This is a genomic window from Vibrio sp. SBT000027 (assembly GCF_963894355.1).
GTDB classification, from domain to species: Bacteria; Pseudomonadota; Gammaproteobacteria; order Enterobacterales; family Vibrionaceae; genus Vibrio; species Vibrio splendidus.
On record NZ_CAWQGD010000005.1, the window covers coordinates 61452 to 79127 of the forward strand.

General features: G+C 47.1%; 4 protein-coding genes, 3 tRNA genes, 7 rRNA genes and 1 riboswitch. Of the genes, 13 read left to right on the forward strand and 1 reads right to left on the reverse strand.

From position 1 onward, the window contains the following. Positions 1-97 precede the first annotated feature (97 nt). A riboswitch (cobalamin riboswitch) is annotated at positions 98-301 on the forward strand. Between the two features lie 40 nt (positions 302-341). Genes AACU28_RS24475 through murI form a run of 3 tightly spaced genes read left to right on the forward strand, consistent with a single transcriptional unit; the run spans position 342 to position 3743 of the window. After that, positions 342-2162 (forward strand): TonB-dependent receptor domain-containing protein, encoded by a 1821-nt coding sequence (locus AACU28_RS24475; protein ID WP_108087064.1) that lies wholly within the window; start codon positions 342-344, stop codon positions 2160-2162. A gap of 48 nt (positions 2163-2210) precedes the next feature. After that, the gene (locus tag AACU28_RS24480; RefSeq protein ID WP_121603718.1) at positions 2211-2876 is read left to right on the forward strand and encodes an adenine nucleotide alpha hydrolase; all 666 of its coding nucleotides are present in this window, start codon (positions 2211-2213) and stop codon (positions 2874-2876) included. A 60-nt stretch (positions 2877-2936) separates the two neighbouring features. After that, positions 2937-3743, forward strand: coding sequence for a glutamate racemase (gene murI, locus AACU28_RS24485; protein WP_121603719.1), 807 nt, complete (start codon positions 2937-2939; stop codon positions 3741-3743). On the opposite strand, the gene AACU28_RS24490 is transcribed toward murI, so the two are convergent. Beyond that, positions 3706-4158: an RNA recognition motif domain-containing protein gene (locus AACU28_RS24490; protein WP_121603720.1), complete on the reverse strand. Its 453-nt coding sequence runs from the start codon at positions 4156-4158 to the stop codon at positions 3706-3708. The two genes, murI and AACU28_RS24490, sit on opposite strands and share 38 nt — an antisense overlap. 621 nt (positions 4159-4779) lie before the next feature. Here AACU28_RS24490 and AACU28_RS24495 point away from each other — a divergent pair. The 10 genes from AACU28_RS24495 (at position 4780) to AACU28_RS24540 (ending at position 17643) form a co-directional block, all read left to right on the forward strand. Next, positions 4780-6334 (forward strand): 16S ribosomal RNA (locus AACU28_RS24495). A 404-nt stretch (positions 6335-6738) separates the two neighbouring features. Continuing rightward, positions 6739-9631, forward strand: a 23S ribosomal RNA gene (locus tag AACU28_RS24500). 133 nt (positions 9632-9764) lie between these two features. After that, positions 9765-9880 (forward strand): 5S ribosomal RNA (gene rrf / locus AACU28_RS24505). A 393-nt stretch (positions 9881-10273) separates the two neighbouring features. Next, positions 10274-11828: ribosomal RNA gene (locus AACU28_RS24510) — 16S ribosomal RNA — on the forward strand. A 67-nt stretch (positions 11829-11895) separates the two neighbouring features. Continuing rightward, positions 11896-11972, forward strand: a tRNA-Ile gene (locus tag AACU28_RS24515). A gap of 21 nt (positions 11973-11993) precedes the next feature. Further along, a tRNA-Ala gene (locus AACU28_RS24520) sits at positions 11994-12069 on the forward strand. A 301-nt stretch (positions 12070-12370) separates the two neighbouring features. Continuing rightward, positions 12371-15262, forward strand: a 23S ribosomal RNA gene (locus AACU28_RS24525). A gap of 102 nt (positions 15263-15364) precedes the next feature. After that, positions 15365-15480, forward strand: a 5S ribosomal RNA gene (gene rrf / locus AACU28_RS24530). A gap of 413 nt (positions 15481-15893) precedes the next feature. Then, positions 15894-17446: ribosomal RNA gene (locus tag AACU28_RS24535) — 16S ribosomal RNA — on the forward strand. The 16S, 23S and 5S rRNA genes sit together here with 3 tRNA genes alongside, the layout of an rRNA operon. Positions 17447-17568: 122 nt before the next feature. Beyond that, positions 17569-17643, forward strand: a tRNA-Glu gene (locus AACU28_RS24540). Positions 17644-17676 lie beyond the last annotated feature (33 nt).

Consider the following 17676-nt stretch of genomic DNA (forward strand, 5'->3'; position numbering starts at 1 on the left):
AGGCGCTTGTCCAGTGTTGAGAGCTATTCAATGTAAATCGAGCATGAAAACTATAGCTTATAACTATCTTAGACTAGACAAATGATTCATAGGTTAATACTATCTCCCGCAAGCTGGTGCCATTTGGATGTATAGATGGCTGAAGAGGGAATCTGGTGTAAATCCAGAACTGACGCGCAGCGGTAAGAGAGAACAAGTATTCAAAGACACTGCAAATAGCTTTTTGTGGGAAGTCGAATATGAGGTAAACCATAAGGTTGTGCTCTTGAGTCCGAATACCTGCCAGCGGCTAAGCCATACAATGTGGCTTGGTAGGACTTTACGCGATTTAGGATCACAACATGAACAAATCCCTTTTAGCGGTTGCTGTAGCATCGCTACTTTCACCTATCTCCAATTTACACGCACAAGAAGTATCTACTGACGAAACCATGGTGGTTACGGCTAACCGTTTTGAGCAGCCTTTAAGTGATGTTATTGCATCAACAACGGTTGTTTCTAAACAAGAAATCGAAGAAACCCAAGCTAAATCTCTAGTGGATGTATTGAAACGAGTACCTGGCGTTGAAGTTTCTCAAAGTGGCGGACGTGGACATAGCGCATCTGTTTTTATGCGCGGCTATAATAGTGATCAAGTATTGTTTCTAGTTGATGGTGTCCGTATTGACTCTGCTGCTGGCGGTATTAATTTTAATCATATCCCAGTAGGCATTATTGAGAGAGTTGAAGTGATTCGTGGTTCTGGCGGAGCTCTTTATGGTTCTGATGCTGTAGCGGGTGTAATTAATGTTATTACAGCCTCTGGTAGTTCAACTGAATCGACAATGATTTCCGTTGGAGCTGGTAGCGACGCTCAAAAGGAAGCTAATTTTTCAACGACCCGTGATTTGTCTAATGGCGGAACATTAAAGCTCGCTGGTGGTTTTGATGAGACTGAAGGTTACGATATCAAAGATCCTGCTACTGGACTTAATTATGGGTATGAAAGCCAAAATCTTTTTGCATCGTATTCTCAACCTATTAATGAGGCCTTTTCAGGTAGTGCTTCAGTTCGCTGGTTCGATAGTTTAACTGAGTACGATTCTGGTGGTAAGAACTATGGCTACTCTGAGAATCTGAGTGTTACAGCTGCTCTTGATTATAAAGGTGATAACTTAAGCTCGACTCTTAGGGCTAATCAACAAGCGATCGAGAACCTAGACTATTCTCAAGCTCAGGGTAAAGATAATGCTGGTACTAAAAAGAAAATAGACCTAACGAACTTACAGTTCTTAAATCAGTATTACATCAACGAGAACGTTTCTGTTGGTGCTGGCGCAGATTGGCGTAGAGAAAAGCTTGATGATGATGCTTTGTCATATGGATCTCCTGATGCTCTAGCTGGTGAGTCTCGCGATACGACGGGTGTTTACGCTTCTTCTGAACTTAGATTCGGTGATATTCAAATCGTTGGTAGTGTGCGTAACGATAAACACGATACATACGACAATCATACGACTTGGTCTTTAGGTACTCGCTATTACCTAACGGAGAAACACTCGTTAAGAGCTGCCGCAGGTACATCATTTAAAGCTCCGAGCTATTCTGATCTAACAACAAACTCAGACCTAAAGCCTGAAGAGGCCGAAAATCGCGAAATTGGATACACTGGTGAATTCGATTTATTCAAGCTGGATGTGACTGCATACGATAATGAAGTCGATAACTTAATTATTTGGTATGAAGGTAGCCCATTTTGGTATCCTCAAAACGTAGATGCAAAACTTAAAGGTTTAGAAATCACAGGTAATTTTGACACGTGGTTTATCCATCACACGGTTGTTGCTGAGTTTAAAGATCATAAAGACTCTGCGGGCAACAAATTAGCGAAGCGTGCTGATGAAAACTACAAGTGGTTGATGGATGCTTCATATGAAGATTTTGATGTGAACCTTACTTATACATACACGGGTGATAGAGCGGGTAATCCAAAAGAAACAACCGATCCAGATAATATTTTGCCATCAGTGAGCTTGTGGGATGTTTCTGTGGGGTATTGGATTTCCCCTGAGCTAGTTGTTCGTGGTCGAGTTGATAACTTAACTAACGAGAAATACCAAACAACGCTAGGATATAACGCTCCTGAACGCAGGTACTTTGCTAATCTAGCTTACCAATTCTAATTTACACCTAAACCGCCTCCGGGCGGTTTTTTCTTATTGGGTATATCAATGAAAAAGAAAGTCATCATAAGTTGGTCATCAGGGAAGGACTCGACATTAACGCTGGAGCGTCTACTTGAAAGCTCCGAATATGAAGTTGTAGCTCTCTATACGACGTATGTTGGAGATGAAGTTCCTTTCCAAGTGACTCCGATTGATGTGGTTGCTATGCAAGCTAAGTTAGTCGGGTTGCCATTAATCACGATTGAGCTTCCAGAAGTGTTCCCTAGTAATGAGATTTATCAAAGTACTATTGTCTCTGCACTTAAAGGTTCTGGCTTATCAATTGATGCGGTCGCGTTTGGAGACATGTTCTGTAATGGCATTGCAGATTATCGAAGAAGCTATATAGAACCAGCCGGTTGGGAGTGTGTGTTTCCCCTAATGGGAGAGAGCAGTCAGGCACTTGCGAGTGAAATAATAGACAGAGGAATCGAAACCTTTCTCGTCACTGTCGATAGCGATGCATTAGACATGAGCTATTGCGGGAAAAAATACACGCTTGAACTGATAGATAGTTTACCGAGTCATGTCGATCCATGTGGCGAAGATGGTGAGTTCCATACCTTAGTGATTTCAGCGCCATGCTTTAAAGGTAAGCTCAAGATAGAGCTAGAAAATGTAGAGCAAGGTGAGCGCTTTGTTCATCAACGTTATCAAGCTTGCATTATATAGAGTGAGGATTGGCGAAAACTAAGCGAAGGAGTATCATTGCAGCGAAACTTATTATAGGTAATCGTTGTGTCGGATAGTCTGCAAAAAAATATATTGGTCTTTGATTCTGGGGTGGGTGGTCTATCTGTATATAAAGAGATAAGCCAGTTACTACCGAATCATAACTATACTTATGTATTCGATAGCGAGGCTTATCCATACGGTGAACTCGATCAACAAGTTCTTGTCCGCAGAGTCCAAAGTATCGTCGCTAGCTTTGTGGCTAGCCACGCTATTGATATCGTAGTAATAGCCTGTAATACCGCAAGTACGATTGTGTTACCTACACTCCGTGCTAATAATCTAATCCCAATTGTTGGCGTTGTTCCGGCAATCAAGCCAGCATCCCTACTTGCCAATAAAGCTGTGGGTCTCATTGCTACTCCCGCAACGATTACTCGTGAATACACACACGAGCTCATCAAAAACTTCTCGAGTAATAAAAGAGTCGAGCTTTTAGGTTCTACTCGGCTGGTGGGTATGGCTGAAGATAAACTCAGAGGTGAGGCGATTAACCTTGAAGAGTTACAGCAAATCCTTCAACCGATGATCAATACAATTGATGTGGCCGTTTTAGGATGCACACATTTCCCGCTGATAAAATCTGAGATTCAACAAGTCTTAGGTAAGAGTGTTTTATTGGTTGATTCCGGTAAAGCGATTGCGAAGCGAGTTCAAGATTTATTGGATTTGGAAAGTGGTAATAAAGAAGGGGGAGTGCGCGAGGTTTTTTGTAGTGCACTTCCTAAGAAAGAAAGTGCACTAAATAGCATGTTAAAGCAGTTAGGATTTAGCTCAGTTCAGCTTCGTCCGTTTCTGGATGTTTAGGATCATTTGCAACTCGCACTTTTAAAGTTCGTTGCATGTAATCTTTATCGTTAAGTTCTGAAATAGCATGATTTACATCATTGCTAGCCATTACGACAAATCCAAAGCCTCTTCTTTTACCAGTACGTTTGTCTTTCATTAAGCGTACTGCAAATACTTCACCATGCTCTGAGAATAATTCACGTACGTGTGATTCATTCGCTTTGTATGGAAGGTTACCTACATAAAGTGTTTTTGTTGATGCCTTAGGTTCTGAATCTGATTTTGAGTCGGTGCTTGAAAAGTTAACAACAAAAGCGGAAGCCAAGACACCAAGGATAAAGGTAATTGCAGGCGGTATATCTACCTGAGAGAAAACAATGCCACCTAGAACAGCTAGTGCGACAATTAACAACATCGATTTTTTTGAGTTCATATCGGAATACTACATATTAATAAACGAAATAGACGCATCTACTCTTAACAAAATAGATACATGAATCTTACGTTCATGGTTTCCATTTTGCCAATGTATTGCTGTGATACGTCTCAAATGTTTAGTTTTTATTCGAAAAATGCGGATCTGGTGGCTTTTTAGGCGAACAAAACTTTTATTCAAAAAAGCCCTTGTGCTCTATGTCGATCTCTCTATAATGCCGCCTCACCGACACGGAGTGAGACGAAAGTCACACGGCGAAATCGGTAGAGAAAAAGGAGTTGAAAATAACCCTTGACTCTCTAAGTGGTGCAGGTATAGTACGCACCCCTAGCGACTGAGATGTGAATCACAAAACGCTAGCGCTCTTTAACAATTTAAACCTATCAATCTGTGTGGGCACTCGTTGATGAATATCAAAACGTCATTCTTAGGAATGGCAGTTACTTCGGTAACAAACTTGATTTCAATGAACTGAGTGACCAATACGTTTAACTACTTGTAGTTATTCGGCACAGTCAATTCATTACCATTCTGTTGGAATGGTAATAGCTTTAAAATTACACTCTTTATTTATAAAGAATAGTTTTGAAGTCAGTATTCGTTGAGTCACAAAATCTTAAATTGAAGAGTTTGATCATGGCTCAGATTGAACGCTGGCGGCAGGCCTAACACATGCAAGTCGAGCGGAAACGACACTAACAATCCTTCGGGTGCGTTAATGGGCGTCGAGCGGCGGACGGGTGAGTAATGCCTAGGAAATTGCCTTGATGTGGGGGATAACCATTGGAAACGATGGCTAATACCGCATAATGCCTACGGGCCAAAGAGGGGGACCTTCGGGCCTCTCGCGTCAAGATATGCCTAGGTGGGATTAGCTAGTTGGTGAGGTAATGGCTCACCAAGGCGACGATCCCTAGCTGGTCTGAGAGGATGATCAGCCACACTGGAACTGAGACACGGTCCAGACTCCTACGGGAGGCAGCAGTGGGGAATATTGCACAATGGGCGAAAGCCTGATGCAGCCATGCCGCGTGTATGAAGAAGGCCTTCGGGTTGTAAAGTACTTTCAGTTGTGAGGAAGGGGGTGTAGTTAATAGCTGCATCTCTTGACGTTAGCAACAGAAGAAGCACCGGCTAACTCCGTGCCAGCAGCCGCGGTAATACGGAGGGTGCGAGCGTTAATCGGAATTACTGGGCGTAAAGCGCATGCAGGTGGTTCATTAAGTCAGATGTGAAAGCCCGGGGCTCAACCTCGGAACTGCATTTGAAACTGGTGAACTAGAGTGCTGTAGAGGGGGGTAGAATTTCAGGTGTAGCGGTGAAATGCGTAGAGATCTGAAGGAATACCAGTGGCGAAGGCGGCCCCCTGGACAGACACTGACACTCAGATGCGAAAGCGTGGGGAGCAAACAGGATTAGATACCCTGGTAGTCCACGCCGTAAACGATGTCTACTTGGAGGTTGTGGCCTTGAGCCGTGGCTTTCGGAGCTAACGCGTTAAGTAGACCGCCTGGGGAGTACGGTCGCAAGATTAAAACTCAAATGAATTGACGGGGGCCCGCACAAGCGGTGGAGCATGTGGTTTAATTCGATGCAACGCGAAGAACCTTACCTACTCTTGACATCCAGAGAAGCCAGCGGAGACGCAGGTGTGCCTTCGGGAGCTCTGAGACAGGTGCTGCATGGCTGTCGTCAGCTCGTGTTGTGAAATGTTGGGTTAAGTCCCGCAACGAGCGCAACCCTTATCCTTGTTTGCCAGCGAGTAATGTCGGGAACTCCAGGGAGACTGCCGGTGATAAACCGGAGGAAGGTGGGGACGACGTCAAGTCATCATGGCCCTTACGAGTAGGGCTACACACGTGCTACAATGGCGCATACAGAGGGCAGCAAGCTAGCGATAGTGAGCGAATCCCAAAAAGTGCGTCGTAGTCCGGATTGGAGTCTGCAACTCGACTCCATGAAGTCGGAATCGCTAGTAATCGTGAATCAGAATGTCACGGTGAATACGTTCCCGGGCCTTGTACACACCGCCCGTCACACCATGGGAGTGGGCTGCAAAAGAAGTGGGTAGTTTAACCTTTCGAGGAGGACGCTCACCACTTTGTGGTTCATGACTGGGGTGAAGTCGTAACAAGGTAGCCCTAGGGGAACCTGGGGCTGGATCACCTCCTTATACGAAGATACTTACGATGAGTGTCCACACAGATTGATGGTTTAGATTTAGTTAAAGCCAGAGCTTTAATTAATAACGTAAGTTATTGATTAAAGCTTTTTGCTTTATGCTCTTTAACAATTTGGAAAGCTGACTGATTGATTTACTTACGAGTAATTCAATCAAATTTAAAAGTTCTCAATGTTTATCTGCTCTTATTTAATAAGAACGGTATAAACACAACAAACACATTCAAGTGTCTTGTATTCGAATCAAACTTTAGTTTGATTCACAATTGAGTCCGGCAAACAGTCATTGAGAATTAACCCTTCTTGATGACAACCAAAAACCTTGGTTAGTTGCCATACACTTATTTGTCTTCACTTTTTAAAGTGAAAGCAAATAGAAACCCTTTCGGGTTGTATGGTTAAGTGACTAAGCGTACACGGTGGATGCCTTGGCAGTCAGAGGCGATGAAAGGCGTAATAACTTGCGATAAGCCCAGATTAGGTAGTAATAACCTTTTGAGTCTGGGATTCCTGAATGGGGAAACCCACTTGCATAAGCAAGTATCCTGTTGTGAATACATAGCAACAGGAGGCAAACCGGGGGAACTGAAACATCTAAGTACCCCGAGGAAGAGAAATCAACCGAGATTCCGAAAGTAGCGGCGAGCGAAATTGGATTAGCCCTTAAGCTTTTAATGATGCAGGTGAAGAGTCTGGAAAGTCTCGCAATAAAGGGTGATAGCCCCGTAACCGACACATCATAATCAGTGAAAACGAGTAGGGCGGGACACGTGATATCCTGTCTGAATATGGGGGGACCATCCTCCAAGGCTAAATACTACTGACTGACCGATAGTGAACCAGTACCGTGAGGGAAAGGCGAAAAGAACCCCTGTGAGGGGAGTGAAATAGAACCTGAAACCGTGTACGTACAAGCAGTAGGAGCACCTTCGTGGTGTGACTGCGTACCTTTTGTATAATGGGTCAGCGACTTAATTTTAGTAGCAAGGTTAACCGTTTAGGGGAGCCGTAGGGAAACCGAGTCTTAACTGGGCGTACAGTTGCTAGGATTAGACCCGAAACCAGGTGATCTAGCCATGGGCAGGTTGAAGGTTGAGTAACATCAACTGGAGGACCGAACCGACTAATGTTGAAAAATTAGCGGATGACTTGTGGCTAGGGGTGAAAGGCCAATCAAACCTGGAGATAGCTGGTTCTCCCCGAAAGCTATTTAGGTAGCGCCTCGGACGAATACTACTGGGGGTAGAGCACTGTTAAGGCTAGGGGGTCATCCCGACTTACCAACCCTTTGCAAACTCCGAATACCAGTAAGTACTATCCGGGAGACACACGGCGGGTGCTAACGTCCGTCGTGGAGAGGGAAACAACCCAGACCGCCAGCTAAGGTCCCAAAGTATAGCTAAGTGGGAAACGATGTGGGAAGGCTCAGACAGCCAGGATGTTGGCTTAGAAGCAGCCATCATTTAAAGAAAGCGTAATAGCTCACTGGTCGAGTCGGCCTGCGCGGAAGATGTAACGGGGCTAAGCTATACACCGAAGCTGCGGCTACGTACCTTAGGGTATGTGGGGTAGGGGAGCGTTCTGTAAGCCGTTGAAGGTGGTCTGTAAGGGCTGCTGGAGGTATCAGAAGTGCGAATGCTGACATGAGTAACGATAAAGGGAGTGAAAAACTCCCTCGCCGGAAGACCAAGGGTTCCTGTCCAACGTTAATCGGGGCAGGGTAAGTCGACTCCTAAGGCGAGGCCGAAAGGCGTAGTCGATGGGAAACGGGTTAATATTCCCGTACTTCTTACAATTGCGATGGGGGGACGGAGAAGGCTAGGTGGGCCTGGCGACGGTTGTCCAGGTTCAAGTACGTAGGCGGAAAGTTTAGGTAAATCCGGACTTTCTTAACGCTGAGATACGATGTCGAGCTACTACGGTAGTGAAGTCATTGATGCCATGCTTCCAGGAAAAGCCTCTAAGCTTCAGATTGTAAGGAATCGTACCCCAAACCGACACAGGTGGTCGGGTAGAGAATACCAAGGCGCTTGAGAGAACTCGGGTGAAGGAACTAGGCAAAATGGTACCGTAACTTCGGGAGAAGGTACGCTCTTATCAGTGAAGTCCCTTGCGGATGGAGCAGACGAGAGTCGCAGATACCAGGTGGCTGCAACTGTTTATTAAAAACACAGCACTGTGCAAAATCGTAAGATGACGTATACGGTGTGACGCCTGCCCGGTGCCGGAAGGTTAATTGATGGGGTTAGACTTCGGTCGAAGCTCTTGATCGAAGCCCCGGTAAACGGCGGCCGTAACTATAACGGTCCTAAGGTAGCGAAATTCCTTGTCGGGTAAGTTCCGACCTGCACGAATGGCGTAATGATGGCCACGCTGTCTCCACCCGAGACTCAGTGAAATTGAAATCGCTGTGAAGATGCAGTGTACCCGCGGCTAGACGGAAAGACCCCGTGAACCTTTACTACAGCTTGGCACTGAACATTGAACCTACATGTGTAGGATAGGTGGGAGACTATGAAATTGCGTCGCTAGATGTGATGGAGTCGTCCTTGAAATACCACCCTTGTAGTTTTGATGTTCTAACGTTGGTCCCTGAATCGGGATTACGGACAGTGCCTGGTGGGTAGTTTGACTGGGGCGGTCTCCTCCCAAAGAGTAACGGAGGAGCACGAAGGTGGGCTAAACACGGTTGGACATCGTGTGGTTAGTGCAATGGCATAAGCCCGCTTGACTGCGAGAATGACAATTCGAGCAGGTGCGAAAGCAGGTCATAGTGATCCGGTGGTTCTGAATGGAAGGGCCATCGCTCAACGGATAAAAGGTACTCCGGGGATAACAGGCTGATACCGCCCAAGAGTTCATATCGACGGCGGTGTTTGGCACCTCGATGTCGGCTCATCACATCCTGGGGCTGAAGTCGGTCCCAAGGGTATGGCTGTTCGCCATTTAAAGTGGTACGCGAGCTGGGTTTAGAACGTCGTGAGACAGTTCGGTCCCTATCTGCCGTGGGCGTTGGAAAATTGAAAGGGGCTGCTCCTAGTACGAGAGGACCGGAGTGGACGAACCTCTGGTGTTCGGGTTGTCATGCCAATGGCATTGCCCGGTAGCTAAGTTCGGAATCGATAACCGCTGAAAGCATCTAAGCGGGAAGCGAGCCTTGAGATGAGTTTTCCCTGGCACTATAAGTGTCCTAAAGGGTTGTCGTAGACTACGACGTTGATAGGCAGGGTGTGTAAGTGCTGCGAGGCATTGAGCTAACCTGTACTAATTGCCCGTGAGGCTTAACCATACAACACCCAAGGGGTTTTGTGGACTCAAAGAAATACCAAACGCTTGAATGAGTTTGAAAGAGACTTTTAAATCAGTTTTCCGAATTATTTTGCCTTCAGTTTTTTAAAAACTGAAAGTAAAAGCAAAATTTGCTTGGCGACCATAGCATTGTGGACCCACCTGATTCCATGCCGAACTCAGAAGTGAAACACAATAGCGCCGATGGTAGTGTGGGGTTTCCCCATGTGAGAGTAGGACATCGCCAGGCTTTAATTTCGACTTTGTCTATTTAATAGACAAGTCACCATAGAGTTCTAAGTTTTCTTAGAGTTTTATGTTGACTTTCAAAGTGGAAAGCGTATTATACGCGTCCTGCTTAAGTGCTAAGGCATTGAAAGCGTTCTCTTTTTAGAGAACACGCTCTTTAACAATTTAAACCTATCAATCTGTGTGGGCACTCGTTGATGAATATCAAAACGTCATTCTTAGGAATGGCAGTTACTTCGGTAACAAAATTGATTTCAATGAACTGAGTGACCAATACGTTTAACTACTTGTAGTTATTCGGCACAGTCAATTCATTATCATTCTGTTGGAATGGTAATAGCTTTAAAATTACATAGTAGTTTTGAAGTCAGTATTCGTTGAGTCACAAAATCTTAAATTGAAGAGTTTGATCATGGCTCAGATTGAACGCTGGCGGCAGGCCTAACACATGCAAGTCGAGCGGAAACGACAACATTGAATCTTCGGAGGATTTGTTGGGCGTCGAGCGGCGGACGGGTGAGTAATGCCTAGGAAATTGCCTTGATGTGGGGGATAACCATTGGAAACGATGGCTAATACCGCATAACGCCTACGGGCCAAAGAGGGGGACCTTCGGGCCTCTCGCGTCAAGATATGCCTAGGTGGGATTAGCTAGTTGGTGAGGTAATGGCTCACCAAGGCGACGATCCCTAGCTGGTCTGAGAGGATGATCAGCCACACTGGAACTGAGACACGGTCCAGACTCCTACGGGAGGCAGCAGTGGGGAATATTGCACAATGGGCGAAAGCCTGATGCAGCCATGCCGCGTGTATGAAGAAGGCCTTCGGGTTGTAAAGTACTTTCAGTTGTGAGGAAGGGGGTGTTGTTAATAGCAACATCTCTTGACGTTAGCAACAGAAGAAGCACCGGCTAACTCCGTGCCAGCAGCCGCGGTAATACGGAGGGTGCGAGCGTTAATCGGAATTACTGGGCGTAAAGCGCATGCAGGTGGTTCATTAAGTCAGATGTGAAAGCCCGGGGCTCAACCTCGGAACTGCATTTGAAACTGGTGAACTAGAGTGCTGTAGAGGGGGGTAGAATTTCAGGTGTAGCGGTGAAATGCGTAGAGATCTGAAGGAATACCAGTGGCGAAGGCGGCCCCCTGGACAGACACTGACACTCAGATGCGAAAGCGTGGGGAGCAAACAGGATTAGATACCCTGGTAGTCCACGCCGTAAACGATGTCTACTTGGAGGTTGTGGCCTTGAGCTGTGGCTTTCGGAGCTAACGCGTTAAGTAGACCGCCTGGGGAGTACGGTCGCAAGATTAAAACTCAAATGAATTGACGGGGGCCCGCACAAGCGGTGGAGCATGTGGTTTAATTCGATGCAACGCGAAGAACCTTACCTACTCTTGACATCCAGAGAAGCCAGCGGAGACGCAGGTGTGCCTTCGGGAGCTCTGAGACAGGTGCTGCATGGCTGTCGTCAGCTCGTGTTGTGAAATGTTGGGTTAAGTCCCGCAACGAGCGCAACCCTTATCCTTGTTTGCCAGCGAGTAATGTCGGGAACTCCAGGGAGACTGCCGGTGATAAACCGGAGGAAGGTGGGGACGACGTCAAGTCATCATGGCCCTTACGAGTAGGGCTACACACGTGCTACAATGGCGCATACAGAGGGCAGCAAGCTAGCGATAGTGAGCGAATCCCAAAAAGTGCGTCGTAGTCCGGATTGGAGTCTGCAACTCGACTCCATGAAGTCGGAATCGCTAGTAATCGTGAATCAGAATGTCACGGTGAATACGTTCCCGGGCCTTGTACACACCGCCCGTCACACCATGGGAGTGGGCTGCAAAAGAAGTGGGTAGTTTAACCTTTCGGGGAGGACGCTCACCACTTTGTGGTTCATGACTGGGGTGAAGTCGTAACAAGGTAGCCCTAGGGGAACCTGGGGCTGGATCACCTCCTTATACGAAGATAGTCACGATGAGTGTCCACACAGATTGATTAGGTTTAGAAAGTAAAAGAGACGATATTGGGTCTGTAGCTCAGCTGGTTAGAGCGCTCGCCTGATAAGCGGGAGGTCGGTGGTTCGAGTCCACTCAGACCCACCAATATCGACTAGATACAAAGATGGGGCTATAGCTCAGCTGGGAGAGCGCCTGCCTTGCACGCAGGAGGTCTGCGGTTCGATCCCGCATAGCTCCACCATCTTTAAGTGTTTTTATCTGAAAATATTTAAAAATGGTTTCGAAAGAAATCTAGCTCTTTAACAATTTGGAAAGCTGACTGATTGATTTACTTACGAGTAATTCAATCAAATTTAAAAGTTCTCAATGTTTATCTTTCATTAGATAAACACAACAAACACATTCAAGTGTCTTGTATTCGAATCAATGTTTACATTGATTCACAATTGAGTCCGGCAAACAGTTATCAAGAATTAACCCTTCTTGATGACAACCAAAAACCTTGGTTAGTTGCCATACGCTAAGACCCTTTCGGGTTGTATGGTTAAGTGACTAAGCGTACACGGTGGATGCCTTGGCAGTCAGAGGCGATGAAAGGCGTAATAACTTGCGATAAGCCCAGATTAGGTAGTAATAACCTTTTGAGTCTGGGATTCCTGAATGGGGAAACCCACTTGCATAAGCAAGTATCCTGTTGTGAATACATAGCAACAGGAGGCAAACCGGGGGAACTGAAACATCTAAGTACCCCGAGGAAGAGAAATCAACCGAGATTCCGAAAGTAGCGGCGAGCGAAATTGGATTAGCCCTTAAGCTTTTAATGAGACAGATGAAGGCTCTGGAAAGTGCCGCAATAAAGGGTGATAGCCCCGTAATCGACATCTCATAATCAGTGAAAACGAGTAGGGCGGGACACGTGATATCCTGTCTGAATATGGGGGGACCATCCTCCAAGGCTAAATACTACTGACTGACCGATAGTGAACCAGTACCGTGAGGGAAAGGCGAAAAGAACCCCTGTGAGGGGAGTGAAATAGAACCTGAAACCGTGTACGTACAAGCAGTAGGAGCACCTTCGTGGTGTGACTGCGTACCTTTTGTATAATGGGTCAGCGACTTAATTTTAGTAGCAAGGTTAACCGTTTAGGGGAGCCGTAGGGAAACCGAGTCTTAACTGGGCGTACAGTTGCTAGGATTAGACCCGAAACCAGGTGATCTAGCCATGGGCAGGTTGAAGGTTGAGTAACATCAACTGGAGGACCGAACCGACTAATGTTGAAAAATTAGCGGATGACTTGTGGCTAGGGGTGAAAGGCCAATCAAACCTGGAGATAGCTGGTTCTCCCCGAAAGCTATTTAGGTAGCGCCTCGGACGAATACTACTGGGGGTAGAGCACTGTTAAGGCTAGGGGGTCATCCCGACTTACCAACCCTTTGCAAACTCCGAATACCAGTAAGTACTATCCGGGAGACACACGGCGGGTGCTAACGTCCGTCGTGGAGAGGGAAACAACCCAGACCGCCAGCTAAGGTCCCAAAGTATAGCTAAGTGGGAAACGATGTGGGAAGGCTCAGACAGCCAGGATGTTGGCTTAGAAGCAGCCATCATTTAAAGAAAGCGTAATAGCTCACTGGTCGAGTCGGCCTGCGCGGAAGATGTAACGGGGCTAAGCTATACACCGAAGCTGCGGCTACGTACCTTAGGGTATGTGGGGTAGGGGAGCGTTCTGTAAGCCGTTGAAGGTGGTCTGTAAGGGCTGCTGGAGGTATCAGAAGTGCGAATGCTGACATGAGTAACGATAAAGGGAGTGAAAAACTCCCTCGCCGGAAGACCAAGGGTTCCTGTCCAACGTTAATCGGGGCAGGGTAAGTCGACTCCTAAGGCGAGGCCGAAAGGCGTAGTCGATGGGAAACGGGTTAATATTCCCGTACTTCTTACAATTGCGATGGGGGGACGGAGAAGGCTAGGTGGGCCTGGCGACGGTTGTCCAGGTTCAAGTATGTAGGCGGAAAGTTTAGGTAAATCCGGACTTTCTTAACGCTGAGATACGATGTCGAGCTACTACGGTAGTGAAGTCATTGATGCCATGCTTCCAGGAAAAGCCTCTAAGCTTCAGATTGTAAGGAATCGTACCCCAAACCGACACAGGTGGTCGGGTAGAGAATACCAAGGCGCTTGAGAGAACTCGGGTGAAGGAACTAGGCAAAATGGTACCGTAACTTCGGGAGAAGGTACGCTCTTATCAGTGAAGTCCCTTGCGGATGGAGCAGACGAGAGTCGCAGATACCAGGTGGCTGCAACTGTTTATTAAAAACACAGCACTGTGCAAAATCGTAAGATGACGTATACGGTGTGACGCCTGCCCGGTGCCGGAAGGTTAATTGATGGGGTTAGACTTCGGTCGAAGCTCTTGATCGAAGCCCCGGTAAACGGCGGCCGTAACTATAACGGTCCTAAGGTAGCGAAATTCCTTGTCGGGTAAGTTCCGACCTGCACGAATGGCGTAATGATGGCCACGCTGTCTCCACCCGAGACTCAGTGAAATTGAAATCGCTGTGAAGATGCAGTGTACCCGCGGCTAGACGGAAAGACCCCGTGAACCTTTACTACAGCTTGGCACTGAACATTGAACCTACATGTGTAGGATAGGTGGGAGACTATGAAATTGCGTCGCTAGATGTGATGGAGTCGTCCTTGAAATACCACCCTTGTAGTTTTGATGTTCTAACGTTGGTCCCTGAATCGGGATTACGGACAGTGCCTGGTGGGTAGTTTGACTGGGCGGTCTCCTCCCAAAGAGTAACGGAGGAGCACGAAGGTGGGCTAAACACGGTTGGACATCGTGTGGTTAGTGCAATGGCATAAGCCCGCTTGACTGCGAGAATGACAATTCGAGCAGGTGCGAAAGCAGGTCATAGTGATCCGGTGGTTCTGAATGGAAGGGCCATCGCTCAACGGATAAAAGGTACTCCGGGGATAACAGGCTGATACCGCCCAAGAGTTCATATCGACGGCGGTGTTTGGCACCTCGATGTCGGCTCATCACATCCTGGGGCTGAAGTCGGTCCCAAGGGTATGGCTGTTCGCCATTTAAAGTGGTACGCGAGCTGGGTTTAGAACGTCGTGAGACAGTTCGGTCCCTATCTGCCGTGGGCGTTGGAAAATTGAAAGGGGCTGCTCCTAGTACGAGAGGACCGGAGTGGACGAACCTCTGGTGTTCGGGTTGTCATGCCAATGGCATTGCCCGGTAGCTAAGTTCGGAATCGATAACCGCTGAAAGCATCTAAGCGGGAAGCGAGCCTTGAGATGAGTTTTCCCTGGCACTATAAGTGTCCTAAAGGGTTGTCGTAGACTACGACGTTGATAGGCAGGGTGTGTAAGTGCTGCGAGGCATTGAGCTAACCTGTACTAATTGCCCGTGAGGCTTAACCATACAACACCCAAGGGGTTTTGTGGACTCAATAGAAATACCAAACGCTTGAATGAGTTTGAAGAGAAATAACTTTTAGATAAGCTTTCCGAATTTTAAAATTTGCTTGGCGACCATAGCATTGTGGACCCACCTGATTCCATGCCGAACTCAGAAGTGAAACACAATAGCGCCGATGGTAGTGTGGGGTTTCCCCATGTGAGAGTAGGACATCGCCAGGCTTTAATTTCGACTTTGTCTATTTAATAGACAGGTCACCATAGAGTTCTAAGTTTCTTAGAGTTTTATGTTGACTTTCAAAGTAGAAAGCGTATTATACGCGTCCTGCTTAAGTGCTAAGGCGCTGAAAGCGTTCTCTTTTTAGAGAACACGCTCTTTAACAATTTAAACCTATCAATCTGTGTGGGCACTCGTTGATGAATATCAAAACGTTTTATCCTTTGGATAAAACAGTTACTTCGGTAACAAATTTGATTTCAATGAACTGAGTGACCAATACAAAATTAAGTTTACTTAATTTTGGCACAGTCAATTCATTACCATTCTGTTGGAATGGTAATAGCTTTAGAATTACATGTTCATGTTTACATGAATATTAGTTTTGAAGTCAGTATTCGTTGAGTCACAAAATCTTAAATTGAAGAGTTTGATCATGGCTCAGATTGAACGCTGGCGGCAGGCCTAACACATGCAAGTCGAGCGGAAACGACACTAACAATCCTTCGGGTGCGTTAATGGGCGTCGAGCGGCGGACGGGTGAGTAATGCCTAGGAAATTGCCTTGATGTGGGGGATAACCATTGGAAACGATGGCTAATACCGCATAATGCCTACGGGCCAAAGAGGGGGATCTTCGGACCTCTCGCGTCAAGATATGCCTAGGTGGGATTAGCTAGTTGGTGAGGTAATGGCTCACCAAGGCGACGATCCCTAGCTGGTCTGAGAGGATGATCAGCCACACTGGAACTGAGACACGGTCCAGACTCCTACGGGAGGCAGCAGTGGGGAATATTGCACAATGGGCGAAAGCCTGATGCAGCCATGCCGCGTGTATGAAGAAGGCCTTCGGGTTGTAAAGTACTTTCAGTTGTGAGGAAGGGGGTAACGTTAATAGCGTTATCTCTTGACGTTAGCAACAGAAGAAGCACCGGCTAACTCCGTGCCAGCAGCCGCGGTAATACGGAGGGTGCGAGCGTTAATCGGAATTACTGGGCGTAAAGCGCATGCAGGTGGTTCATTAAGTCAGATGTGAAAGCCCGGGGCTCAACCTCGGAACTGCATTTGAAACTGGTGAACTAGAGTGCTGTAGAGGGGGGTAGAATTTCAGGTGTAGCGGTGAAATGCGTAGAGATCTGAAGGAATACCAGTGGCGAAGGCGGCCCCTGGACAGACACTGACACTCAGATGCGAAAGCGTGGGGAGCAAACAGGATTAGATACCCTGGTAGTCCACGCCGTAAACGATGTCTACTTGGAGGTTGTGGCCTTGAGCCGTGGCTTTCGGAGCTAACGCGTTAAGTAGACCGCCTGGGGAGTACGGTCGCAAGATTAAAACTCAAATGAATTGACGGGGGCCCGCACAAGCGGTGGAGCATGTGGTTTAATTCGATGCAACGCGAAGAACCTTACCTACTCTTGACATCCAGAGAAGCCAGCGGAGACGCAGGTGTGCCTTCGGGAGCTCTGAGACAGGTGCTGCATGGCTGTCGTCAGCTCGTGTTGTGAAATGTTGGGTTAAGTCCCGCAACGAGCGCAACCTTATCCTTGTTTGCCAGCGAGTAATGTCGGGAACTCCAGGGAGAACTGCCGGTGATAAACCGGAGGAAGGTGGGGACGACGTCAAGTCATCATGGCCCTTACGAGTAGGGCTACACACGTGCTACAATGGCGCATACAGAGGGCAGCAAGCTAGCGATAGTGAGCGAATCCCAAAAAGTGCGTCGTAGTCCGGATTGGAGTCTGCAACTCGACTCCATGAAGTCGGAATCGCTAGTAATCGTGAATCAGAATGTCACGGTGAATACGTTCCCGGGCCTTGTACACACCGCCCGTCACACCATGGGAGTGGGCTGCAAAGAAGTGGGTAGTTTAACCTTTCGGGGAGGACGCTCACCACTTTGTGGTTCATGACTGGGGTGAAGTCGTAACAAGGTAGCCCTAGGGGAACCTGGGGCTGGATCACCTCCTTATACGAAGATAGTCACGATGAGTGTCCACACAGATTGATTAGGTTTAGAAAAGCAAAGAGATGAAGAACTCCCAAGTTCTTCGAAGTTTGTTTCTACTTTTTAAAGTGGAGATAAATTGCAGTGTCCCGTTCGTCTAGAGGCCTAGGACACCGCCCTTTCACGGCGGTAACAGGGGTTCGACTCCCTACGGGATACCATTGGGTCGTTAGCTCAGTTGGTAGAGCAGTTGA

Coding starts and splice junctions, on each gene's coding strand:
- AACU28_RS24475 (WP_108087064.1), top strand. CDS start 342: ATGAACAAATCCCTTTTAGCGGTTGCTGTAGCATCGCTACTTTCACCT.
- AACU28_RS24480 (WP_121603718.1), top strand. CDS start 2,211: ATGAAAAAGAAAGTCATCATAAGTTGGTCATCAGGGAAGGACTCGACA.
- AACU28_RS24490 (WP_121603720.1), bottom strand. CDS start 4,158: ATGAACTCAAAAAAATCGATGTTGTTAATTGTCGCACTAGCTGTTCTA.